Genomic DNA, 22,163 nt, shown 5'->3' on the forward strand with positions numbered 1-22,163 from the left:
TCCTTGTGCGCGTCGATTGAGGTTACACTCTATCGTTAATCGTGGAAGGACCAAGGCCGGTTATTGTTCACCTCACGCAGGTGAGTTATGACTTGATTGCAATGATCTGGTGAACGGAATGCCATGACGCAGGACCTCGCACGCATCCGGGCTTTCGTTCAAGTCTTTGATTCAGGTGGTTTTTCTGCAGCGGCGCGGCAGCACGGCCGGTCAAAGGCGCTGCTCAGCAAATATGTGACGGACCTGGAGGACTATCTTGGGGTCCGACTGATGAACCGGACCACGCGCAAGCTCAGTTTGACCGAAGCGGGCGAGGGATATTACCGCGAAGCCAGTGCGCTGCTGCAGCAGCTTGATGATCTGGACGCCACCATTACTGACCAGACCGCCGAGCCGCGGGGGTTGTTGCGGGTCTCGGCGCCACGCAATTTTGGCGAAGATTCATTGGCACCAGCCATCTTTGAGTATCTGCGCAAGTTTCCCAAAGTGACGCTCGATCTGCGGCTGGAAGACCGCTATGTCGATCTGGTGGATGAGGGGATTGATGTCGCGTTGCGCATCTCCACACTTGCGGACTCCTCACTGATTGCCCGCAAGATTTCCGACATGCATGTGATTGTCGGCGGTGCGCCTAGTCTGCTTGAGGCTCATGGCACACCCAAGCACCCCGAAGACCTGCGGCATATGCCCTGCATTATCGATGTGAATTTGCAGGGTCAGTCGAACTGGCGCTTCGTGGATGAGGGCAAGACCATATCAGTGCCGGTGAATGGACCGCTGCGGGTCAATTCCCCATTGGCCGCGCGCAAGGCTGCCGTACTGGGCCTCGGATTTGTCGTATTGCCATCCTATCTGGCCGAACCAGCGGTAGCCTCGGGCGAACTGGTGCCGGTACTGGCGGATTTTCTGCCAACCGGACAGACGCTGCAGGCAGTCTATCCGCACAGGCGACATCTGGCGGGAAAGGTGCGGGCCCTGATTGACCATCTGGTCGAGTGGTTCCAGACCCACCCCATCCATTAGGGACGACACGTGAACCTCAAGACTTTCGGTCGCGCGCTTGCTGGCGCTGCTCTGGGCGTTGTAGCCCTGTCCCTGCCGGCGCTGGCACATCCACACATTCTGATCGACGCCAAGGTGGCGATCACGTTTGACGACAGCGGTGCGGTGGCGAGGCTTCACTATGACTGGACCTTTGATACGGCATTTTCGGCCTGGGTCATCCAGGGGCTCGATACCAATGACGATCGGGAAACCAGCCCCGAGGAACTGCAGGAACTGGCCGACGAGAATCTGGCGGGGCTGGCCGATTTTGGCTTCTACACCTATGCCGGTGATATTGCGGACCCGATGGTGTTCACGCCGATGGGCGACCAGCGCATGGTCTATGCGGATGGGCGCACCACGCTGAGCTATTCACTGAGCGCCGACACGCCCTATCCAGCAGGCGGGCGATTTGAGCTGGGCGTTTACGATCCGGAATATTATGTGGCCATTACCGTCTCTGATGCCACTGATGTGACGCTGGTCAATGCACCCGCTGGCTGTGCCGTCGTGGTTGAGCAGCCAAAGGAAATGTCAGATGAACTGGTGCAGCGGCTGAGTGCGCTGGGCACTGAAGTTACTGAATTGCCACCCGACCTTGCCGCAGCGACCCGCGGCACACAGGGGTTGATCGTGGTGGACTGCACCGGGGCCGAGATTGCAGCACCGGCCACGGCTGTGGAAGCCACCAAGGCCGTCGCCCAGGCCAAGCCGACGACACCTTTCGGCGGCCCGCCAGCTGAGGTGGGGCTGAACATGCCACGCACTGGCTTTTTTGGCTGGCTATCAACGCAGCAGCGCCATTTCTATGGGGCCATTACGACCTCGCTGGATGCGCTGCGCACAGACTGGACTGCATTCTGGGTGCTGGGTGGCCTCAGCTTTGTGTATGGCATTCTGCATGCTGCCGGACCGGGGCATGGCAAGGTGGTGATTTCATCCTATGTGCTGGCCAACGAGACGCAGTTGCGGCGTGGCGTAGCGCTCAGCGTGCTCTCGGCGATGATGCAGTCGCTGGTCGCGGTGGTGTTTGTGCTGATCGCCGCTGGGTTGCTGGGCATGACCAGCCTGGCAATGAGCGATGCGGCCAACTGGATCGGAATTGCCTCCTACGCCATGGTAGCTCTGCTGGGCGTGTGGCTGATTGCACGCAAGTTGTTTGGCTGGGGGCATAACCATGGCCACCATCATGCGGCTTCCAGTGCGGACATGGCGCGCAAGGCGCGGGCACATCTGCATGACCACGACCACTCCCATACGAATGGGCACGGGCATGGCAATCACAGCCACGATCACGATCATGAGGGGCATGTACACGTGGTGACACCAGCCGCGACCAGTGGCAGTTGGCGCGAGCAATTGGGCGTGGTGCTGGCTGTCGGCCTGCGCCCCTGTTCCGGAGCGTTGGTAGTTCTTGTGTTTGCGCTGTCGCAGGGCGTGCTGGCCGCCGGTATTGCGGCGGTGTTCCTGATGGGAGCGGGGACGGCGATTACGGTCACTGTGCTGGCCACGCTGGCGGTAACGGCCAAGGGGTTGGCGCAGCGGATCGGCGGTGCGGATAATCCGCTGACGGCGTCAATCATGTGGTGGTTTGAACTGTTCGGTGCTGTGGCAGTGCTGGTGTTTGGCGTGGTTCTACTGCTGGCCGGTCTCTAGCTGGACGCTTCCGGATCACCTCAGATGGCGCGACCCATCGCCGCCTTGCGGAGTTGGGCGGAGACGCTATGGTGACCAAAAGCCTAGAACCCTTCCAAACTGGCGCTCATGTCCGATCACCTGCCGCCTGCCCATCCGCCCGTCAAAGAACAGAAAATCGGTGTCCTGCTGCTCAATCTGGGCACACCTGACGCTACCGATTACTGGAGCGTGCGACGTTATCTCAAGGAATTCCTCAGCGATCCGCGCGTCATCGAGACGCCGAAATGGCTGTGGTGGCCGCTGCTCAATCTGGTGATCCTGTCGGTACGACCGCAAAAGAGCGGCCATGCCTATGCACAGATCTGGGACAAGGAAGAAAACGCCAGCCCGCTATTGGTGATTACCAGAAAGCAGACGGCTGCGCTGGCCGAGCGGATGGCGGGCCACGATAATGTCGTGGTGGACTTTGCCATGCGCTATGGCAATCCATCGACCAAGAGCGTGCTGGAGAAGATGCAGGCTGAAGGCTGCACCAAGATCCTGCTGGTGCCGCTCTACCCGCAGAATTCGGCGACCACGACCGCCACGGCCAATGACAAGGCATTCGACGTGCTCAAGACCATGCGCCGCCAGCCAGCGGTGCGCACCATGCCAGCCTATTTCGAAGACCCCAAATATATTGAGACGCTAGGTAATTCGATCCGCGATGGCGTCGCGGCGCTGGATTTCGAGCCCGACCTCGTGATCACCAGTTATCACGGCATGCCGGTGACGTATCTCGAACGCGGCGATGTCTATCATTGCCAGTGCTACAAGACGACACGTCTGGTGCAGGAGTATCTGGGCTGGCCCAAGGACAAGCTGATGGTGACGTTCCAGTCGCGCTTTGGCCCCACCAAGTGGCTCGAACCTTATACCGACAAAACCCTCGAAGCGCTGCCGGGCAAGGGGGTAAAGAAGGTTGCCATTCTGGCCCCGGCGTTCTCGGTTGACTGCATTGAGACGCTGGAGGAAATTTCCATGGAAGGGCGCGATACCTTCCTCGAAGCCGGCGGCGAGAACTTCGCCTATATCCCGTGCCTGAATGACAGCCCGGGCGGCATGGACATGATCGAGGACATGGTGCGACGTGAACTGGCCGGTTGGCTCTAGCCGGCGGCCTTGCTCTCGCCAATGATGGCCTTGACCTCGTTCTCGACGATATCAAGCATCTGATTGACGGTGGCGACCGCCTTGTCGGCGTCACCGGCAACGACCGCATCAGCAAGATCGCGGTGGATCGGGAATGAGCTCAGGCCGAAATCGTCAGCACCAAACGGCGAGGCGCCGCCGCGCTCCAGCGCGTGGTCTAGATTGACCAGGATCTGCCCATACATGGGGTTGCCAGACGCATCATAGATGGCGCCGTGGAAGGCGTGATCGGCCTTGCGCCAGGGACGCCCGGCATCGACTTCAAGCAGCAGGGCGTCGCAAAGCTCGGATATTTGCTGGCGCTGGGCTGGGGTGGCGGCCAGGGTCGCCTTGCGCACCACGTCGTTCTCCAGCGTGCGGCGAATTTCCATCAGGCGCAGCAGGGCTTCGCCTTCCAGCCGGACCATGGTGGGCACCAGACCGCGCGATGTCTGGACGCGGGCGGACAGATAGGTGCCATCGCCACGGCGGCGCCTGATGATCCCCAGGCCTTCCCAGCGATTGAGCGCCTCGCGAATGGTGGAACGACCGACGCCGAGCGTTGCGGCCAGCGAGACTTCGGGCGGCAGGCGATCGCCGATCTTGAGACCGGAGCGTTCGACCATGTCAGCAAGCGCGTCCAGCACAGCAACGCCACGCGTCCGGGTTTCCAGCGGCTCAAGATAGCTCAGGGCACTCTGTCTCACGGCGCCTGATCCTCCCGGCGTGTGCAATCAACAGCCCCACACATCACAATTTTCCTGATTTGTCAGCCTTGTGATGCCGCTCGTGGCGCAGCCGCGCCCTTGAGATCGAGCAATTCACTCAGCGCGCCTATCAGCAAATCCATCTGCGGTTTGGAATTGTAGCCCTGCACCGACAGGCGACAAATGCAGGTGTCCTTCCATCTAAAGACCGGGATTTCAATGTTGTAGCGCTCAATCAGATCAAGCTTTAGCTGGTCGACGTCACAATCGGGGATGGGCATGGCGACCATTTGCGGGGCGCAGAAGGCAGCGCTGCTGAGCGGGGTGAGCCCGGTCAACTGCGCGAGGCGGTGGGCGGTGTCCTGCGCCAAGGCCTGGCAATGGGCCTGCACATCGCTCCAGCCATTGGCGCGCCGGAAATCGATGGCGGCCGGCACGGTGAGCCAGGCGGACGGATCGCGCGTACCCTGCATCTCAAGCTCGTCGATAAAGGGCGAGTTGCCAAATGCACCCTTGGCGCCGGGCTCCTTGGAGTGCTCGGTCCAGCCGTGGCTGACGACCAGCGGATTGATCATGCCCTGTACACTGGGCCGGGTGTGCAGGAAGGCTGAGCCCTTGGGGGTCATCATCCATTTGTGACAATTGCCGGCATAGAAGTCGGCGCCAAGCTCATCGAGCGCCAGCGGAATGTGCCCAGGTGTGTGGGCGCCATCAATCACGCTCCAGATGCCGCGCTTGCGCGCTTCGGCAATGGCGTTCTCGATCGGAAAGAGCAGGGCGGTGGGCGAGGTGATGTGGCTGAGGAACAGCACGCGGGTGCGCTCGGTCATGCCGCCGATGATGGCCTTGGTAAACTGGCTCTCAGAGGTAAGCGGCAACGGGATATCGACCACCACGATCTCGGCACCGGTGCGGCGGGCGACGTAGGCCCAGGTCTTTTCGAGGGCTGAGTACTCGTGATCGGTGGTAAGGATGTGGTCGCCGGGTTTGAGATCAAGCGACTGGGCAACGATGTTCAGCCCCAGCGTGGCGTTGGTCAGCCCGACGATATTTTCCTGGGTGGTGCCCAGTTCGGCGGCCAGCGCGATGCGGGGCACCCGCATGGTCTCGGTCAACTCGCGACCGAGGAACTCCACTGGCTGGGCTTCGAGCTCGCGCTGCCAGCGCTGATAGGTCTCAAAGACCGGGCGAGGGCAGGCGCCGAAGGAGCCGTGATTGAGGAAAACGACATCCTCACGGAGGAGGAATTGCCGCGCAAGATTTTCGGACACGTCAACGGCCTTTCAAAGTCGGATCAAGCGCATCGCGCAGTCCGTCGCCAAACAGGGTGGTCGCCAGCACGGTGATGGCGAGTGCGGCGGTGGGGAACAAAGCGAGGTGCCAATAGAAGAACATGAAATCGATGCCCTCATTGATCATCTGGCCCCAGGTGGGGGTGGGCGGTGGCACACCAATGCCCAGAAAGCTCAGGCTGGCTTCGAGCATCATGGCCAGAGGAATGGCCAGCACGAAGCCAACGATGATGGGGGAGATCGAATTGGGAATGAGATGGCGGCGGATGATGTACCAGGGCGAGGCGCCCAGGGCCTGCGCAGCGCGGACGAATTCCTTTTCGCGGAAGGCCTTGATCTGGGCCCGGACAAGCAGGCAGACCTGCACCCAGCCGAACAGCGCAGCAATCAGCACGATGGTGAAATAGCCGCCGCGGGTCAGCGCGCCGAGCAGCATGGCGGCCAGCAGCGGCGGGACTACCGAGAACAGCTCGATGATGCGCATGATGAACCAGTCGGTCTTGCCGCCAAAATAGCCGGCTAGCGCGCCCAGCGGGATGCCGATGACGACACTGAAAAGGGCGGCGGTAAAGCCGATGGTCAGCGATACGCGGGCGCCATAGACGATGCGGGTATAGAAATCACGCCCCAGGCTATCGACGCCGAACCAGTGTTCAGCAGAGGGGAAGGCCAGCGCCTCGGTGAGAAATAGCTGGGCTTCGGGCGGCGCCGGGGTGATCAGCGGGGCAAAGACTGCCATCAGGATCAGGATGGCTAGGATGACGCCTGCGGTGATAGCGGCCTTGTTGCCAGAAAACCGTTGCCAGGCGAACCAGAGGGGGCTGCGCTGGCGATAGGTTGGGGTTGGCGTGACGGTCATGGGCTCAGTGGTCATTGGCCGCCTCCCACGCGGATGCGGGGATTGATCAGGGCGTAGACAACGTCAGAGATCAGATAGGCGATGCAGTACATGAAGGTGATCATGAGCATCAGCGCCATCTCCAGCGGATAGTCGCGGTTTTCAATCGACGAGACGAAATAGGCGCCCAGGCCCGGCACGCGGAACATGGCTTCGACAAAGATCGAGCCGGTGGCGGTGCCGATGAACATGGGCAGGAAGACGGTGACCAGCGGGATCGCCGAATTGCGCAGGACGTGCTGGAAGATGATGCGGCGCTCGGTGAGACCCTTGGCGCGCAGCACGGTGACAAAGGGACGGTTGAGCGTGTCCAGCATGGCCGAGCGGGTGTAGCGCGCATAGGTGGCCAGCGGGATGGCCGCATAGGCAATGATGGGCAGGATCCAGCGCTCGGGCTTGCCCCAGCCACTGGCGGGCAGCCATTGCAGCCAGACTGCGAAGACCAGAATGAGCAGCATGGATGTGACGAAGACCGGGATAGTCAGGCCGAGCGTGGCCAGGGTCGAGGCGAAGTAATCGATCCAGGTATTGCGGTTGAGCGCGGCGGCCATGCCTAGCAGGATACCAAGCGGCGCGCCGATCAGCACACCGAGACCGCCGAGCACCAGGCTGGGGACCCAGGCGCGGGAGAGCAACTGTGTGACCGTTTCGCCGGGGCTCTGATAGGGCACGCCAAAGTCGAAATGCAAGACACCCCACATATAGCGGAAGTACTGCACATAAAGCGGCTGATCGAGGCCAAGCTGGGCCATCATCTTGTCGCGCACAGCCTGGGAGACGGGCATGTCATTGCCATCAAAGGGCCCGCCGGGAATGGCGTGCATCATGAAAAAGATGATGAGCGAGACGACGATGAAGGTGACTGCGACCGAGACGAGGCGGCGGAGGATGTAGGTTAGCATTGGGGAGCTCCCGCCGTTGCGTCGCGCATGCTGCTCCACCCCCTTCTTTGCCCCTCAGGCACAGCCTTTGTGGCCTTCTTGCTCAAATTGCTCCACAGGAGCGGTTTGCCCCTGCGGGGCGCGGCGAACTCCCCCATCAAGGGGGAGGTACAGATCGCGTTACGGGCAATAGCTGGCTGCATCCACTTAACGGCACCTCCTTCAGGATGGGGGAGGCTGGCAGGGGGCGACTTCGCAAAACTCATTGCAGGCTCCCTCATGCCGTCACCAGCGCTTCGACGCGGTGGTGGGGGGCGATGGTGACGAGTTGCGGGGTATCGGCCGGGGTGGCGCCAGTCTGGATTGTGGTGAAACGCGGGGTGGCAGCAGCCAGTTGTTCGGCGCTCAGAAAGCTGCGCTCGCGGCGGTCACGTGGGTTATCAACCGGGATCGCGTCGAGTAGAGCGCGGGTATAGGGGTGCTGCGGGTTGGCAAAGATGGCTTCGGTCGGAGCCTCCTCGACGATGCGGCCGCGATACATGACGACGACGCTATCGGTCAGGGATTTGACGGTCGACAGATCGTGGCTGATGAACAGCATTGAGAGGCCCATTTCGGCCTGCAGTTCCTTGAGCAGGCCGATGATCTGGGCCTTGACGGTGACGTCGAGCGCCGAGGTTGGTTCGTCTGCAACCAGCACGGTGGGGCCAAGGATCAGGGCGCGGGCGATGGCCACGCGCTGGCGCTGGCCGCCCGAAAGCTCGTGCGAATAGCGGGAGCCGAAATTGCGTGGCAGGCCCACACGTTCGAGCCAGTCCAACGCCTTCTCGGTCTGTTCTCGGGTTGTGCCGATACCGTGGATATGGAGCGGCTCGGCGATGATCTGGCTGAGTGTCATCATCGGATCGAGCGCGGAATAGCTGTCCTGAAAGACGATCTGCATGCGACGGCGAAACGCCTTGAGTTCAGCTGGACCCATGGTGGAAATGTCGGCGCCATCGACCAGTATCTGGCCGCTGCTGGGTTCGGTCAGGCGCATGGCCATCATGCCGGTGGTGGTTTTGCCGGAACCTGACTCGCCAACCAGACCGACGATGCGGTTGCGCGGCAGCACAATGTCGAGTGGGCGTACCGCGTGGAAATCGGACTGGCTGGTGCGCAGGCCGGCGCGGCGGCTGACGCGGTAGGTCTTGGCCAAACCGCGAAGTTCCAACGCTGGTGCCGCGCCTTCGGTGGCGTCGCCCGATGGATCGAAACTGGCCTTGAGGCTGGCAAGCAGGGTTTTGGTGTAATCGTGCTGGGGGGCGTCAAAGATGTGCGCGACGCTGCCCTGTTCCATGACTTCGCCATTGTACATGACCAAGACGCGATCAACGGTTTCGGCGATGACGCCGAGATCATGGGTGATCATGATCAGGGCCATGCCGAATTCGGCCTGCACTTTCTTGATCAACTGCAGGATCTGCGCCTGGATGGTGACGTCCAGCGCGGTCGTGGGTTCGTCGGCGATCAGCACTTTGGGGCGGCAGGAGAGCGCCATGGCGATCATGGCACGCTGCAGCATGCCGCCGGAAAGCTGGTGCGGGTAATAGTTGAGGACGTCGCGCGCATTCTTGATCTCGACGCGCAGCAGGAGATGTTCGGCTTCAGCAAGCGCATCGCGCTTTGAGAGCGTGCGATGCGCCTGGATGGTCTCCCAAATCTGGTGGCCTATGGTGAACACCGGGTCGAAGGCGGTCATGGGATCCTGAAAGATCATTGCCGCGGAACGACCGCGCAGGCGAACGAGATCTTCCTTGTTGGCCCTGAGGACGTCGACGCCGTCAAGCTTGATGGTGGTAGCGCTGACCCTGGCGGTGGCCGGCAGCAGGCGCATCAGTGCGCTGCAACTGACCGATTTGCCGGAGCCGGATTCCCCGACAATGCCCAGGCTTTCGCCTTCGTTGACCACAAAGCTGACGCCGCGCACGGCATCGACTTGGCCGCCATACTGGCTGAAGCTTACCCTGAGGTTTTCAATTTCGACGAGGGGCATGAGCTGGCCTTGCTGGGGAGAAAAACGCTCCCTGGCCTTGGAGTACCAGGGAGCGAAGTTTTGGATCGGAACTACTGCTTTGTCAGGTGCGTGAAGAAGTAGTGGGCCAGACGATCCAATGGGGTGAAGCCGAGTTCGTTCGGCGTTGCTGCATCGCCGCCGAGTTCATCGGAAATCACGGCGATGGTGATCGGGTGCACGAGCGGCACGATCGAGGCATTGTCGATCAGGACCTGTTCGGCCTGTGCATAGAGATCAAGACGCTCTTCCCAGACCGGGTTGGAGTCGGCCTCGGCAACCAGCTTGTCATAGGCATCGACATGGTGGCTGTGGCGGCCGCCATTGTAGAAGATGCCGTAGAAGTTAGACGGATCGAGATAGTCGTACTCGTAGGGCGCGATGAAGATGTTGTTCTCCTTGTTGAGGAGACCCTGCATCCAGTCCTGACCGGGGAGCACGCGGATGTTCATGGTCACGCCCAGAACTTCCTTGAACTCGGCCTGCAGATACTGCGCCATGGCCGGGATGATGGCGCCGTTATAGCCGCCTTCTTCGCGATACCAGATTTCAATCTCGGGGAAGCCATCGCCGCCGGGGAAGCCAGCTGCTGCCATGTGTTCGGCTGCCTGTTCGGGATCAAAGACAGCCTCAGCGGCGACCTCTTCATTGTAGCCAGGATAGCCGGGCGGCAGGATAGAGCCGGCGGGGATGGCAATGTCCTTGAGTACGGTTGAGGTCAGTTCAGCGCGATCAACGGCGTAGTAGAAGGCCTTGCGGACATCAACATTGTTGAAGGGCTCTGAGTCCATGTCGAACGAAATGTAAGATGTGGCGAAGACGGCATTCTTGCGGATGCCATCGGGATAGCGCTGCTCAGCGACCGGCACCTGACCGGTATTGAGGAACGAGTAATCGGCGTCGCCGGCCAGGAAGGCGGGCAGGCCGACTTCAGGTGCGCCCAGAGTTGGATCAATCTCGAGACGATCGATCTGCGCCTGCCATGGTCCGGTGTAGGTGTCGGACTTGGTCAGCACGACTGAGTTGTTGGACTTTTCCCAGCTCTCGAGATCAAAGGGACCAGAGGTGACGACGGTGTCGACATTGAGAGCCCAGTCATCGCCAAGCTCATCGACCACGTGCTTGGGCACGGGATACCATAGACTGGTGACCGATGGCAGATAGGGCTTGGGCGCGTTGGTGGTGACTTCGATGGTCAGGTCATCAACCGCCTTGAGACCCAGGGTGGAAACGTCAGCGGTACCCTCGGTGACTTCCTTCCAATTCTTGATGCCGCCAGCAAAGTCCCAGTACCAGGCAAAATCGTAGCCCGAGGTCGCGGCGCGGGTGAGGGCGAAGACATAGTCCTCGGCGGTCAGTGGCTCCCCATCGGACCAGACCAGACCGGGGCGCAGTTTGAAGGTCCAGGTCAGGCCATCCTCGGACTGGCTCCAGCTTTCAGCCGCCATGGGCGTGAGCTTGAAGTCCTTGTCGAAGGTGGCGATCGGCACCTGCAGCACTTCGGCAAAAGTGGCGCGGGCATAGACCGTCTTCATGTAGTCCATATAGGTGCCGGTGGTGGACTGGCCGGGCGCGACGATAGTGGTTTGAGCCATGGTCGGTACGGTTAAAGCCGTCGCAACAGCCAGTGCCCCGGCGATTTTCAGTAGTGTTTTCATAGCAAGACTCCCTCCTTGCAGAGCCAGATTTCGGACGTTCCCTCGGTGCCGGTCGCGTTGGCGCGGCCGGTCTTTTTGTTGCGCAGCCGGGCTGCGATCGACAGATACGAATTCCCCTCGAAATCTGCCCAATGACATATGTCTGACAAATGAAAGCGAGCTTGGCAAGTCGATCTGTGGATAGCGGGTCCATTTCTGCGGCAATCATGACGAATGCCGCGAAACAGGCCGGATCAGGTTCAGTGTCGCGCGCGGCTGAAGCTGCGGGCGGCGGTTTCGATGGCTCGGGCGCCGATGCCAAAATGGGCGTAGAGATCGTTAACCGTGCCGGTCTGGCCGAAGTGCTCGACACCCAGGGTGATGGTGCGGTGGCCCAAAACGCTACCCAACCAGCCCAGTGTGGCGGGGTGGGCGTCGATAGCGGTAATCAGGCCAGCAGTGTGGGGGATGTCGGCAAGCAGGTTTTCGATGTGACTGCGGGCATCGTCATCGCCATGCAGGCGCGCGCGCTGGGCGGCATGCCAGCCGGCGTTGAGCCGGTCGGCAGAGGTCACGGCGAGTACGGCGACGTTACGGCGGTCGCCACCGATGGCGGCTGCGGCGGCGATGGCTTCGTTGGCCAGCACCCCCTGATAGGCGATGACGGTGTCGCATTCGGGGGTCGGGGCTTTGAGCCAGTAGGCACCACGGATGATGTCGTCGGCCAGGGGCTTGGCCATATCGCGCGGGGGCTGCTCGATAGTACGGGTGGACAGGCGCAGATAGACCGAGCCGCCGGTGACGTCGCGCGGCCAGTCGGCCAGATCGGGGCGTGCATCGCCCGAGCGTTGCATGTAGTCGAAGGCCCAATCCATGATGACCGAGAGTTCGTCGGCAAAAGCGGGCTCGAAGCTGGCGAGGCCGTCCTGCGACATGCCGATCAGCGGGGAGGCGATCGACTGGTGGGCACCGCCTTCGCCAGCAAGCGAGACGCCCGACGGCGTGCCGATGAGCAGGAAGCGGGCATCCTGGTAGCAGGCATAGTTCAGTGCATCGAGGCCGCGGGAAATGAAGGGGTCGTAGAGCGTGCCGATGGGCAGCAGGCGTTCGCCGAACAGGGAGTGGCTGAGACCGGCTGCGCCCAGAGCGAGGAACATGTTCATTTCGGCAATGCCGAGTTCGAGGTGCTGGCCTTGCGGCGTGAAGCGCCATTTCTGGGCGCTGGGAATGGCTTCCTTTTGGAAGATGTCGACCATTTCGCTCTTGGCGTAGAGATTGCGACGGTTCACCCAGGTGCCCAGATTGGTCGAGACGGTGACGTCGGGCGAGGTGGTGATGATGCGCCGGGCCAGATCGCTATCGGTCTTGGCGATGGCGTCGAGCACCTTGCCAAATGCAGTTTGAGTGGAAGTGGCGCCAGTGCCGACAAACTGCGGGCCGATGGTGGCGACGGCGGGCGATGTGTGGCGGCGGCTCTGAGTGGTATTGAAAGGGACCTCGGCGAGGAAGGTTTCGATGGCGGCGGGATCGTCCATGCCTTCGAACTTGTCCCATTCATGGCCCTCCCGGACATTCATGGACTGGCGCAGGCTGTCGATCTGGGCGCCGGTCATCTGGCCGGCGTGGTTGTCCTTGTGGCCGGCCAGCGGGGTGGCCCAGCCCTTGACGGTATAGGCGATGAACACGGTCGGCTTGTCGCTGCCGGCGGCCTCGAACTGTTCGAGCAGGGAGGCGGTGCAATGGCCCCCCAGGTTGCCCATCAGATCCGCCAGTTCGGCATCGCTACGGCGGGCGATGAGCGCCGAGAGGTCGCCCTGGTCGCCGATCTCGTCATTGAGGCGCTCGCGCCAGGCAGCGCCGCCACGAAACATCAGCGCCGAATAGATGGCGTTGGGGGCCGCGTCGATCCAGGCCTTGAGCTTGTCGCCGCCGGGTTCAGCGAATGCGGCGCGCTGCAGGGCACCGTATTTGAGGGTGACGATGTTCCAGTCGAAGGCGCGGAAGATGGCTTCGATGCGGTCATAGAGGCCTTCGCGGACGACGCCGTCCAGGCTCTGGCGGTTGTAGTCGATGACCCACCATGTGTTGCGCAGACCGTGCTTCCAGCCCTCGAGCAGGCATTCATAGACATTGCCCTCGTCGAGTTCGGCATCGCCAACCAGCGCCACCATGCGGCCTTCGGGGCGCGTTGTATCGGCCCAGGGCTTGGCGCGGACATAGTCCTGGATCAGCGAAGCGAATGCGGTGAAGGCGACGCCGAGGCCGACCGAGCCGGTGGAGATGTCGACGTCGTCGGTGTCCTTGGTGCGGCTGGGATAGGACTGGGCGCCGCCAAAGGCGCGGAAATTCTCGAGCTTTTCCAGGGTCTGCTTGCCGAACAGGTACTGGATGGCGTGGAACACCGGGGAGGCGTGGGGTTTGACGGCGACGCGGTCTTCGGGTCTGAGCACGCCGAAATAGAGGGCGGCCATGATGGCGGCCATGCTGGCGGAGCTGGCCTGGTGGCCGCCGACCTTGACCCCATCGGTATTGGGCCGGATGTGGTTGGCGTGGTGGATCATCCAGTTGGACAGCCAGAGCGCCTTTTTGGTGAGCGCGGCAATGGTTTGAGTCCGGTCCATATTTCCCTCCACAGAATATGTCTGACATTGCACCTTGCCGCGCGGTGGTTCTTGTCTATTCTGGCCCTGATGGGGATAAGTTGCGCATGTTATGCGCAGATATGGAGAGGAAATTGGCGGAAACTGCCAAAACGCCATTGAGCGCCGTGGACCGCAAGATCCTCGGTGCGCTGCAGGAAGATGGCCGGATGACCATCCAGGCCATTGCCGACCGGGTGGGGCTGTCGGCATCGCCCTGCCTGCGCAGGATACGCCAGATGGAGCAGGCGGGGATTATTTCTGGATACAGCGCCAGCGTGGACCAGAAAGCGGTTGGCCTGCCGGTATCGGTGTTCATCTCGATCAAGCTTGAACGGCAGCGGGCGGCGGAACTGGATGCGTTCAGCGCGGCGATCGACCGCTGGCCCGAGGTGATGGAGTGCTATCTGATGACCGGGCAGTTCGATTTCCTGCTGCGCGTGGTGTGCGCGGATCTCGAAGCCTATGAGCAGTTTTTGCGTGAGCGGCTGACCCAGATCGCCGGCGTCGCCTCGATCGAGAGCAGTTTTTCGCTCGGGCAGGTCAAGCAGTCGCGGGTGCTGCCGCTGTAGGACAGCACCCGCGCCTTTCTCGCTGAGGCCCCCACCCCGGCCCTCCCCACAAGGGGGAGGGAGCGACAGGGGGAGTGCCTTGCGCGGGTTGATCAGAGGTCGACCTTGGCGTTTTCGCCCATATCGGGGGCGTCGCCGGTGACGGCGGCATAGGCCATCTTGGCCAGCGCGACAGCCTGATTGGGGCTGTCCCAGAGTTCGCCGTCTTCGGGGGTGACGGTGAGCAGGCGGATGGATGGATCGGTGGCATCATCCCACCAGGCCTTGTCCCAGTCGCTCCATAGTTCGGTGATCTTGGCGCGGTCATTGCTCAGTTTGGCCTTGCCCGACACCACTGCATATTTGTGGCCGCCGTTATCGACCCAGGCCATGGAGACGAAGGGGTATTTGTCGACCTGTTCGTTCTTGTGGCCGGATTCATCGACCAGGAAATGCACGGCATGTTCGTCGCGACGCGGGCGGGCCGAGAGCGGGCGGCTGCGCTGGCGCTCGCCATCCCAGGTGGTGAACATGCAGATGTCGATCTTGTCGGCGAGTTCCCAGATGCGGTCCTGCACCTCGGCGGGGGTTTTTTCATTGTCGTGATGGGGTTTGACCATTGTGGTGGCCTCCTTTGCTGTTGGGAGGCAAACGGTCGAGGCGGGCAGCGGTTGCGCGCGATATTTTTGCGTTTGGAGTGATCCAGCGCGCCGGGCGCGGGTTCAATCGAATGGCGATTGCAGATCGTCCCAGGCGGGGGCGGCTTCCTTGAGCGGATCGAAACCGGCATTGTCGGGCAGCAGGGTCTGGGGATCGGCGGGCAGATTGCTCAGGCCCGACGCGGCAATCCAGCCCAGGCCACGGATGAGGCACCATGTGTCCTCGCCGGGCGCGGGGGCGATGAAGTCGGCGGCTTCGCCGGTGCAGTGCTCAATGGTGACGGTGGCGCCGGTGGGCGGGTGGCCGGTAATCTCGGCGCTCGCCTCGGGGCTGGCATGGGCCGATGGGGTGCCGCTGATCGTGGCGGTGCGGGCTGCATGCGCCGAAGTGGCGAGCAGCAGCAGGGCGGCGATGAGGGTGATCGGGCCGAGGCGCATGGGTGCATTTGCACTGCCATGGGGGGCAAATGCAAGGCCCCCTCAACCGGCCGCGATGGGCGCGGTGAGGGCGGCCGCCATTTGTGTGGAAGTCAGCTGCGCTTGACGGGGCAGGTGGAGATGCCCAGCAGCATATAGAGCGGGCAGGTGCCGACAATGCCGGTGATCAACGGCACCAGGCCAATCAGGGCCAACCAGCGCCAGCCGGCGTCGGGGAAGATGAAGAAGGCGGTGAGCAGCGCCAGTCCGACGACGACGCGCAGCACGCGATCGATAGTGCTTTCATTGGTCTTGAACATGGCGGCTCTCCTGTTGTGGTGGCACCAGCCTAGCAGAGCGGGGCGGCGGGGGATTTGATTTGGGACAAAGACCGCGGCGCGCCGGCGCGCGCCAATAACGCCACGCGCGAGGAGGGCGCTGGCGGGACACGGGTTACGGGCGGCCGATGACTCGACCTGGAGAATAGTGTGGCTGGAGCCAAAGGGCCGCCCGTCACGAACCGGTTTTGTGCGAGGGGTGGTTCAGCCTGCGCCGGTATTTCAGACGCGACTGCCACTTGCCCCACTGGATGGCGCCCCATCCCCCGGCCCCTCCCGCCCAGCCCTGCGTGGGGACTGGTGACTGGCGGGAACCCCATTAGAGTGCCACAGGCGACCGGGGGCGGGGATAAGTTGGGCGCAAAAACCCCGGCGCGTGGCGCGGTGCCGGGGTTTTGTGCGGGTTTCAGGCGTGCATGGGGGGCAGGGCCGCGTCAGTCAGATGCGCATAGCGTTGCTCAAAGGCCTGACAGGCCACGATCAGCCGCGTCACCATCAGGGCAATATCGGCATTGGTGAGCGGATTGATCGGGTCGATCAGCCGGAAACTGGGCAGGCCCGGCTCGTGCCGATAGAGCTTGTTGGCGGCGCGCATCACGTCATTGAGGCTGCGCCGCCCGTTCTCGCCCAGCGTACCGGCGGGCTTGGCCACCCGCAGCAGATAATTGAGCGCGGCGACCTCGCGCGCCAGGCGGGAATGGGCATGAATGGCGCGGCGGCCCAGTCGGGGCAGGGGATCGGACATGGCTGGTTTCTCCAAAAAGGGGATGAAACCGGAAAGGATAGCAGCGGTGCGCGGGGCGGGGATATTTTTGGTTTTTTTGGTGGTGGGGCAGTGGTGCTGGTGCTGCCGGTCTCACCCCGGCGCCGAGAGCAAAGGCCTTCGATGCTAGTATCGCCCCCGCGCCGCGATAGCCGCGTCGATCTCGGCTTGCAGGGGCGGATGGGCGTCGAGGGCGCGGGTGATCAGGGCCGTATTGCACTGGTCGAGCCCGCGCTGAGCCGCTAGCTCTTTGAGCGGGGCCGCCGATCGCGGTATCGCCGTCCGGATGGCGTGCGTGGTCGTGGCGCTGCCGTGAACTTTCTGTCCCATAGCCGATCCCTCCGACCAGGATTAGCTAAACTCATTCCATCCCATAGTGGCCCCCACCTAGCCTCCCCCTGGGAGGGGGAGGGACGGATCGGGGTTGGGGCGGGATTGGTGGATAAACGCCGCGCTGCTCCTCCCTCTGGGAGGAGGAGGGATGGCATTGAGTGTGCGGGGAGGCCCCCCACCTGGCCTCCCCCTGATAGGGGGAGGGACGGGTTGGGGTGGGCGCGATTTGTGGATGCGAACCGGGCAATTCCTCCCCCTTTGAGGGGGAGGCTGGGTGGGGGTGGTTTCCGGCATTCGGTTTGTTAAAATCGGGGCAGGAGGGGTCATGACCGATCCGGTTTCCTTTGCCCGTAGCCTGCGGCAGAACCAGACGCCCGCCGAGCGGCGCTTCTGGGCGTTGCTGGAGCCTTGGCGCAGCAGCGGCTGGCACTTTCGGCGGCAGGCGCCGATGGGGCCGTTTGTAGTGGATTTTGTCTGCAAGCGCAGCAAGCTGATTTTCGAGATTGATGGCGATAGCCACTATGGGGCCGACGGCGTGGCGCGGGATGCGCGGCGGTCGGGGTATCTGGCTGGGCTGGGGTATCGCGTGGTGCGGTTCAGCAATGATGATGTGATGGGCAATGCGGACGGGGTTGGGGTGGAGTTGATGGGGATTTTGGGGGCGCCGGGGACCCCCACCTAGCCTCCCCCTGGTAGGGGGAGGGATGGCATTGAGTGTGCGGAGAGGACCCCCACCTAGCCTCCCCCTGGGAGGGGAGGGACAGATTGGGGGTGGGGCGCGATTTGGGATTGGGCACGGAGGGCCCCTCCCCCTTCAGGGGAGGTTGGGTGGGGGTGTCGCGCGGTTAGCTGACCTCACCCTCCAGCGTATCCAGTTCCATCTCGCGCAGGCGTTTGACTTCGTCGCGGAGCCTTGCGGCCTTCTCGAATTCCAGATTGGTCGCGGCTTCGCGCATCTGGGCTTCCATGTCCTTGATGACGGCGGCCAGGTTGGCGCCGACATGGGTGACTTCCTTGCCGTCCTTGCCCTTGCCAATGGAGATGGTGACGTGGTCGCGCTCATCGACGCTGTCGACAATGTCGTGAATATTGGAGCGCACCGACTGGGGCGTGATGCCGTGTTCGGTGTTGTAGGCGATCTGCTTTTCGCGGCGGCGGCTGGTTTCGGCCAAAGCGCGTTCCATCGAGCCGGTGATCTTGTCGGCATAGAGCACGACCTTGCCATCGACGTTACGCGCGGCGCGGCCAATGGTCTGGATGAGGGAGGTTTCTGAGCGCAGGAAGCCTTCCTTGTCAGCATCCAGAATGGCGACGAAGCCGCATTCGGGAATGTCGAGGCCTTCGCGCAGCAGATTGATGCCCACCAGCACGTCGAAGGCGCCCAGACGCAGATCGCGAATGATCTCGATGCGCTCGATGGTGTCGACATCGGAGTGCATGTAGCGCACGCGAATGCCCTGCTCGTGCAGATATTCGGTGAGATCCTCGGCCATCTTCTTGGTCAGGACGGTGAGCAGGGTGCGGTAGCCGGCCTTGTTGACCTGGCGGATTTCATCGACCACGTCATCGACCTGGGCCTTGGCGGGGCGGATTTCGACCGGGGGATCGATCAGCCCGGTGGGGCGAATGACCTGTTCGGCAAACACGCCGCCGGTCTGCTCCATTTCCCAGCTGCCGGGGGTGGCCGAGACATAGACCGATTGCGGCCGCATGGCGTTCCACTCCTCAAAGCGCAGCGGGCGATTATCCATGCAGCTGGGCAGGCGGAAGCCATATTCGGCCAATGTCGCCTTGCGGCGCAGGTCGCCTCTGTACATGGCGCCGAGCTGGCCAATGGTGACGTGGCTTTCGTCGACGAACACCAGGGCATTGTCGGGCAGGTATTCAAACAGGGTGGGTGGTGGCTCGCCCGGCTTGCGGCCCGAAAAGTAGCGGGAATAGTTCTCGATGCCGGCGCAGGAGCCGGTGGCTTCCATCATTTCGAGATCGAACAGGGTGCGCTGTTCAAGCCGCTGGGCCTCGAGGAAACGGCCGCCGCCATTGAGCTCCTGCAGCCGGGCATTGAGCTCGGCGCGGATCAGCTTGATGGCCTGGTTCATGGTGGTGCGCGGCGTCACGTGGTGGGAATTGGCGAAGACGCGAATGAAGGTGAGATCGGCGCTCTTCTTGCCGGTCAGGGGATCGAATTCGGTGATCGACTCGATCTCGTTGCCGAACAGGGACACGCGCCAGGCCGCCGCTTCATAGTGGGCCGGGAAGATTTCGACGGTATCGCCGCGCACGCGGAAGGTGCCGCGCACGAAGCCGGTATCGCCGCGCTTGTATTGCAGGGCCACCAGCTTGGCGAGCAGCTCGCGCTGGTCGATCTTCTCGCCCTTCTGCACGTCGATGGTCATGGCGGTGTAGTCTTCGACCGAGCCAATGCCATAAATGCACGAGACCGAGGAGACGATGATGACGTCATTGCGCTCGAGGATCGCGCGCGTGGCCGAGTGGCGCATGCGGTCGATCTGCTCGTTAATGGTGGATTCCTTCTCGATATAGGTATCGGTGCGCGGGACGTAGGCCTCGGGCTGGTAGTAGTCGTAATAGGATACGAAATACTCGACCGCATTGTCGGGAAAGAAGGATTTAAACTCGCCATAGAGCTGGGCGGCCAGGGTCTTGTTGGGCGCCAGGATCAGGGCGGGGCGATTGGTGCGGGCGATGACCTGGGCGGCGGTGAAGGTCTTGCCCGAGCCGGTGACGCCGAGCAGCACCTGATCGGTCTCGCCATTGTTGACGCCCTCGACCAGTTCTGCAATGGCGGTGGGCTGATCGCCGCGCGGCTCGTAGGGGGTGACCATGCGGAAGGGCTGGCCGCCGCGCTTGAGCCTGGACTCGGCCTTGTGCGGCACCCAGGGAGAGCTGCCTTCGACTTCCTTGCGGCCATGCAGGATGATCTGTTCAAGCGCCTTGACGGTGGCGGTAACGCCCACGGCGGCGCCTTCGACGGTCCTGGAGGACCCCGATTTGGACTTGGCGCTGGACAGGGCGGAGCGCAGCTTGCCCTCTATTTCGGGATCGCCACTGGCCGAGGCGCCCGAGGAGGGGACGTGGCCAAAGCCGGCCTGGGGGGCCTCGCCCATGCCCTCGAAATCGACGCGGTCGACGGAATTGATCTTGGTTTTAGACGATTTGGCGGCCATGCCGGTGACGGTGTCATGGCTGGATTTGGTGGTGCGGCGCTTTTCCAGCGCGGTCTTCTTTTTGGCGGCGTCCTTGAGCGCCTTTTCGGCATCCAGACGCACCTGCTCGGCATCGGCGGCGACCTTCTGATCGGCCCGATCCAGCGCGCGCTTATTGCGCATGCGCTCGGCATAGAGCGGTTTGGAGGCTGCGATATCCTCGGCCTTCTCGATCTCGCCGAGGAAGTCGTCGATGGAGAAGTCAGCTTTGCCGGGGCGGGCGGATTTATCGGCCATAGAAGAAAACACCGTGCGTTGGCTCTGTCGCGCTGCCGGAAACCGGGGCTTCCGCCTGTCAGGCGCGCTCAAGGGGAGGCGATTAACATGGGGAACGATGCGCACAGATGCAATGTTCCCCACAGACTATCGCGTCTCCACCACGGAAGAAACAGGGGCTGCTGACAGGGCGTGGCAGTAGCGGGTGACCCAAAGCGGGGCGTGCTGCGTAACAGGTTGAACGCTCAGCAATTTCGAGAAGACCGATGAGCCGCGACAATCAACGTATTGCCACTGTGCTGACCCTGGCGGGGATCACGCCGATCTGGATTCTGCTGGCGCTGCGCCCGCTGGTTTTTGTCGACACGCTGGCCTTTGCGGCGCTGGGTTATGGCGCGGTGATCGCCAGCTTTGTGTGCGGCGTGCATTGGGGCCTGTTCATGGCCCGCTATCGGGTGATGCCATTCAATCTGCTGGTGACCAGCAATGTCGGGGCACTGGCGGCCTGGGCCATGCTGCTGCTGGGACAGGTATCGCTGCCGACCGGGTTTGTCGGGCTGGCCCTGGTGCTGGCGGGATTGCTGGCGCTGGATTGGCGACTGGTGCAGCGCGGCGGGATTGCGCCCTGGTTCTGGCGTCTGCGCTGGATGGCGACTGCCGGGCTAGGGCTGGGATTATTGGTTTGGGGAATAAGCATATGAGCCGGATTGCGATTATCGGGGCCGGTATTGGCGGGCTGACGCTGGGGCAGGCGCTGGCCAGCCAGCATGATGTGGTGGTGTTCGAGAAGGGCCGCGGCGTGGGCGGGCGCATGGCGACGCGCTATGCTGATGGCTTCGCCTTTGACCACGGTGCACAGTATTTTACGGTACGCGATCCGCGTTTTGCGGCACTGGTGCAGCCCTTGATTGCGAGCGGTGCGGTGGCGCCGTGGGAGGGCAAGATCGCCCGCATTGCCGGCGATGGGATGATGAGCACGGCGGACCCGCACGATATCCATTATGTCGGCATGCCCAATATGAACAGTCTGGCCAAGGCGCTGGCGGCCAATGTCAGCGTGCGCACCGGGGTGGACGTGGCGCCGCTGGGTGCGCGGCAGGGCGAAGGCTGGGTGCTCAGCGATATTGATGGGGTGGCGCTGGGCGTATTTGACTGGGTGATTTCAACCACGACGCCGCATCAGACGGTCGCGCTGTTTGCCGATCATGCGCCCGCCGATGGTCCACTGCGCCGTGCGACCATGCTGCCATGTTATGCGCTGATGCTGGGGTTCGGTCGGGCAATCGAGCGGCCATGGGTCTTGGCGCGTGTTGCTGATAGCGCCATTGAGCTGGTGGCGCTCAATTCGAGCAAGCCCGGCCGTGACGCCAGCAAGGGCACGCTGGTGGCGCATTCCACCAGCGCCTGGGCAGCGGCCCATCTGGGGGATGATCCGGCCGATATCCAGACGGCGCTGGAGCGGGCAGTGGCCGCTGCAATCTGGTTGGACCCGGCGACAGCGCGCTTCCGCACTGCGCACCGGTGGAAATCGGCACGGCTGCGTCAGGACAATAGTGAGCCGCCCTTTATCGACCGCGCGCGCGGCCTGGCGGCCAGCGGGGACTGGACGACAGGCAGCCGGGTGGAGAATGTGGTGCTCAGCGCGCTGGATCTGGCGGCGGCAATCGGGGCCTCAAAATAGCGCCTCAAAGTAACTCTGG

Annotated in this window: 20 protein-coding genes; 8 read left to right on the top strand and 12 right to left on the bottom strand. The window is 62.6% G+C overall.

Features of this window, described 5'->3' with window-relative positions:
- Positions 1 to 123 precede the first annotated feature (123 nt).
- The 3 genes from AC0L37_RS04935 to hemH all read left to right on the top strand — a co-directional run bounded on the left by AC0L37_RS04935 (position 124) and on the right by hemH (position 3,834).
- Positions 124 to 1,023, top strand: a complete 900-nt coding sequence (locus tag AC0L37_RS04935; RefSeq protein WP_212657315.1) for a LysR family transcriptional regulator — start codon at positions 124 to 126, stop codon at positions 1,021 to 1,023.
- Positions 1,024 to 1,032: 9 nt separating this feature from the next.
- Positions 1,033 to 2,700 (top strand): HoxN/HupN/NixA family nickel/cobalt transporter, encoded by a 1,668-nt coding sequence (locus AC0L37_RS04940; protein ID WP_282221821.1) that lies wholly within the window; start codon positions 1,033 to 1,035, stop codon positions 2,698 to 2,700.
- 108 nt (positions 2,701 to 2,808) lie between these two features.
- On the top strand, positions 2,809 to 3,834 hold the full coding sequence (hemH, locus tag AC0L37_RS04945) for a ferrochelatase (RefSeq protein ID WP_282221820.1): 1,026 nt from the start codon (positions 2,809 to 2,811) through the stop codon (positions 3,832 to 3,834).
- Here hemH and AC0L37_RS04950 read toward each other — a convergent pair.
- The 7 genes from AC0L37_RS04950 to AC0L37_RS04980 all read right to left on the bottom strand — a co-directional run bounded on the left by AC0L37_RS04950 (position 3,831) and on the right by AC0L37_RS04980 (position 13,941).
- A complete protein-coding gene (locus tag AC0L37_RS04950) occupies positions 3,831 to 4,559 on the bottom strand; it encodes a FadR/GntR family transcriptional regulator (protein WP_212657318.1) in 729 nt (242 codons plus the stop codon). The genes hemH and AC0L37_RS04950 overlap by 4 nt on opposite strands.
- Before the next feature lie 62 nt (positions 4,560 to 4,621).
- Entirely contained in the window at positions 4,622 to 5,830 is a 1,209-nt protein-coding gene (locus AC0L37_RS04955) for an aminotransferase class V-fold PLP-dependent enzyme (protein ID WP_282221819.1), read from the bottom strand.
- Between the two features lies 1 nt (position 5,831).
- Positions 5,832 to 6,725, bottom strand: coding sequence for an ABC transporter permease (locus tag AC0L37_RS04960; protein ID WP_282221818.1), 894 nt, complete (start codon positions 6,723 to 6,725; stop codon positions 5,832 to 5,834).
- Positions 6,722 to 7,651, bottom strand: a complete 930-nt coding sequence (locus AC0L37_RS04965) for an ABC transporter permease (RefSeq protein WP_282221817.1) — start codon at positions 7,649 to 7,651, stop codon at positions 6,722 to 6,724. The genes AC0L37_RS04960 and AC0L37_RS04965 overlap by 4 nt, the downstream gene beginning before the upstream one ends.
- A 256-nt stretch (positions 7,652 to 7,907) precedes the next feature.
- Positions 7,908 to 9,665, bottom strand: coding sequence for an ABC transporter ATP-binding protein (locus tag AC0L37_RS04970; protein ID WP_282221816.1), 1,758 nt, complete (start codon positions 9,663 to 9,665; stop codon positions 7,908 to 7,910).
- A 71-nt stretch (positions 9,666 to 9,736) separates the two neighbouring features.
- Positions 9,737 to 11,341, bottom strand: a complete 1,605-nt coding sequence (locus tag AC0L37_RS04975) for a peptide ABC transporter substrate-binding protein (protein WP_212657323.1) — start codon at positions 11,339 to 11,341, stop codon at positions 9,737 to 9,739.
- A 239-nt stretch (positions 11,342 to 11,580) separates the two neighbouring features.
- Positions 11,581 to 13,941 (bottom strand): transketolase, encoded by a 2,361-nt coding sequence (locus tag AC0L37_RS04980; RefSeq protein ID WP_282221815.1) that lies wholly within the window; start codon positions 13,939 to 13,941, stop codon positions 11,581 to 11,583.
- Positions 13,942 to 14,042: 101 nt separating this feature from the next.
- Between AC0L37_RS04980 and AC0L37_RS04985 the strand changes: the two genes are divergently transcribed.
- On the top strand, positions 14,043 to 14,531 hold the full coding sequence (locus AC0L37_RS04985; RefSeq protein WP_269369449.1) for an Lrp/AsnC family transcriptional regulator: 489 nt from the start codon (positions 14,043 to 14,045) through the stop codon (positions 14,529 to 14,531).
- Positions 14,532 to 14,623: 92 nt separating this feature from the next.
- Here the strand turns inward: AC0L37_RS04985 and AC0L37_RS04990 are convergent, their stop codons facing one another.
- From AC0L37_RS04990 to AC0L37_RS05005, 4 genes are all read right to left on the bottom strand, one after another.
- The gene (locus AC0L37_RS04990) at positions 14,624 to 15,130 is read right to left on the bottom strand and encodes a pyridoxamine 5'-phosphate oxidase family protein (RefSeq protein WP_269369066.1); all 507 of its coding nucleotides are present in this window, start codon (positions 15,128 to 15,130) and stop codon (positions 14,624 to 14,626) included.
- Between the two features lie 102 nt (positions 15,131 to 15,232).
- Positions 15,233 to 15,607: a hypothetical protein gene (locus tag AC0L37_RS04995; RefSeq protein ID WP_282221814.1), complete on the bottom strand. Its 375-nt coding sequence runs from the start codon at positions 15,605 to 15,607 to the stop codon at positions 15,233 to 15,235.
- Positions 15,608 to 15,699: 92 nt separating this feature from the next.
- Positions 15,700 to 15,906 (bottom strand): YgaP family membrane protein, encoded by a 207-nt coding sequence (locus AC0L37_RS05000; RefSeq protein ID WP_282221813.1) that lies wholly within the window; start codon positions 15,904 to 15,906, stop codon positions 15,700 to 15,702.
- A 424-nt stretch (positions 15,907 to 16,330) separates the two neighbouring features.
- Positions 16,331 to 16,669 carry a hypothetical protein gene (locus AC0L37_RS05005; protein ID WP_269369071.1) on the bottom strand — a complete coding sequence of 113 codons (339 nt, stop codon included), beginning with the start codon at positions 16,667 to 16,669 and terminating at the stop codon, positions 16,331 to 16,333.
- A gap of 141 nt (positions 16,670 to 16,810) precedes the next feature.
- On the opposite strand from AC0L37_RS05005, the gene AC0L37_RS05010 reads away from it, so the two are divergent.
- Positions 16,811 to 16,933 carry a hypothetical protein gene (locus AC0L37_RS05010; RefSeq protein WP_282221812.1) on the top strand — a complete coding sequence of 41 codons (123 nt, stop codon included), beginning with the start codon at positions 16,811 to 16,813 and terminating at the stop codon, positions 16,931 to 16,933.
- A gap of 412 nt (positions 16,934 to 17,345) precedes the next feature.
- Positions 17,346 to 17,702: an endonuclease domain-containing protein gene (locus AC0L37_RS05015; RefSeq protein WP_282221811.1), complete on the top strand. Its 357-nt coding sequence runs from the start codon at positions 17,346 to 17,348 to the stop codon at positions 17,700 to 17,702.
- Positions 17,703 to 17,865: 163 nt separating this feature from the next.
- Here AC0L37_RS05015 and uvrB read toward each other — a convergent pair whose 3' ends face one another.
- On the bottom strand, positions 17,866 to 20,208 hold the full coding sequence (gene uvrB, locus AC0L37_RS05020) for an excinuclease ABC subunit UvrB (RefSeq protein WP_473315334.1): 2,343 nt from the start codon (positions 20,206 to 20,208) through the stop codon (positions 17,866 to 17,868).
- 521 nt (positions 20,209 to 20,729) lie between these two features.
- Here uvrB and AC0L37_RS05025 point away from each other — a divergent pair.
- Positions 20,730 to 21,164: a DUF3429 domain-containing protein gene (locus AC0L37_RS05025; RefSeq protein ID WP_212657333.1), complete on the top strand. Its 435-nt coding sequence runs from the start codon at positions 20,730 to 20,732 to the stop codon at positions 21,162 to 21,164.
- The gene (locus AC0L37_RS05030; protein ID WP_282221810.1) at positions 21,161 to 22,144 is read left to right on the top strand and encodes an NAD(P)/FAD-dependent oxidoreductase; all 984 of its coding nucleotides are present in this window, start codon (positions 21,161 to 21,163) and stop codon (positions 22,142 to 22,144) included. Before AC0L37_RS05025 ends, AC0L37_RS05030 begins: the two co-directional genes overlap by 4 nt.
- The last annotated feature ends 19 nt before the right edge of the window (positions 22,145 to 22,163 follow it).

The organism is Devosia sp. J2-20 (assembly GCF_055808475.1).

Bases quoted from the DNA above. Each gene is read 5' to 3' on its own strand.
- AC0L37_RS04935 (WP_212657315.1), top strand. From the start codon at position 124: ATGACGCAGGACCTCGCACGCATCCGGGCTTTCGTTCAAGTCTTTGAT.
- hemH (WP_282221820.1), top strand. From the start codon at position 2,809: ATGTCCGATCACCTGCCGCCTGCCCATCCGCCCGTCAAAGAACAGAAA.
- AC0L37_RS04960 (WP_282221818.1), bottom strand. From the start codon at position 6,725: ATGACCACTGAGCCCATGACCGTCACGCCAACCCCAACCTATCGCCAG.
- AC0L37_RS04965 (WP_282221817.1), bottom strand. From the start codon at position 7,651: ATGCTAACCTACATCCTCCGCCGCCTCGTCTCGGTCGCAGTCACCTTC.
- AC0L37_RS04970 (WP_282221816.1), bottom strand. From the start codon at position 9,665: ATGCCCCTCGTCGAAATTGAAAACCTCAGGGTAAGCTTCAGCCAGTAT.
- AC0L37_RS04975 (WP_212657323.1), bottom strand. From the start codon at position 11,341: ATGAAAACACTACTGAAAATCGCCGGGGCACTGGCTGTTGCGACGGCT.
- AC0L37_RS04980 (WP_282221815.1), bottom strand. From the start codon at position 13,941: ATGGACCGGACTCAAACCATTGCCGCGCTCACCAAAAAGGCGCTCTGG.
- AC0L37_RS04985 (WP_269369449.1), top strand. From the start codon at position 14,043: ATGGAGAGGAAATTGGCGGAAACTGCCAAAACGCCATTGAGCGCCGTG.
- AC0L37_RS04990 (WP_269369066.1), bottom strand. From the start codon at position 15,130: ATGGTCAAACCCCATCACGACAATGAAAAAACCCCCGCCGAGGTGCAG.
- AC0L37_RS04995 (WP_282221814.1), bottom strand. From the start codon at position 15,607: ATGCGCCTCGGCCCGATCACCCTCATCGCCGCCCTGCTGCTGCTCGCC.
- AC0L37_RS05000 (WP_282221813.1), bottom strand. From the start codon at position 15,906: ATGTTCAAGACCAATGAAAGCACTATCGATCGCGTGCTGCGCGTCGTC.
- AC0L37_RS05005 (WP_269369071.1), bottom strand. From the start codon at position 16,669: ATGTCCGATCCCCTGCCCCGACTGGGCCGCCGCGCCATTCATGCCCAT.
- AC0L37_RS05010 (WP_282221812.1), top strand. From the start codon at position 16,811: ATGCTAGTATCGCCCCCGCGCCGCGATAGCCGCGTCGATCTCGGCTTG.
- AC0L37_RS05015 (WP_282221811.1), top strand. From the start codon at position 17,346: ATGACCGATCCGGTTTCCTTTGCCCGTAGCCTGCGGCAGAACCAGACG.
- uvrB (WP_473315334.1), bottom strand. From the start codon at position 20,208: ATGGCCGCCAAATCGTCTAAAACCAAGATCAATTCCGTCGACCGCGTC.
- AC0L37_RS05025 (WP_212657333.1), top strand. From the start codon at position 20,730: ATGAGCCGCGACAATCAACGTATTGCCACTGTGCTGACCCTGGCGGGG.
- AC0L37_RS05030 (WP_282221810.1), top strand. From the start codon at position 21,161: ATGAGCCGGATTGCGATTATCGGGGCCGGTATTGGCGGGCTGACGCTG.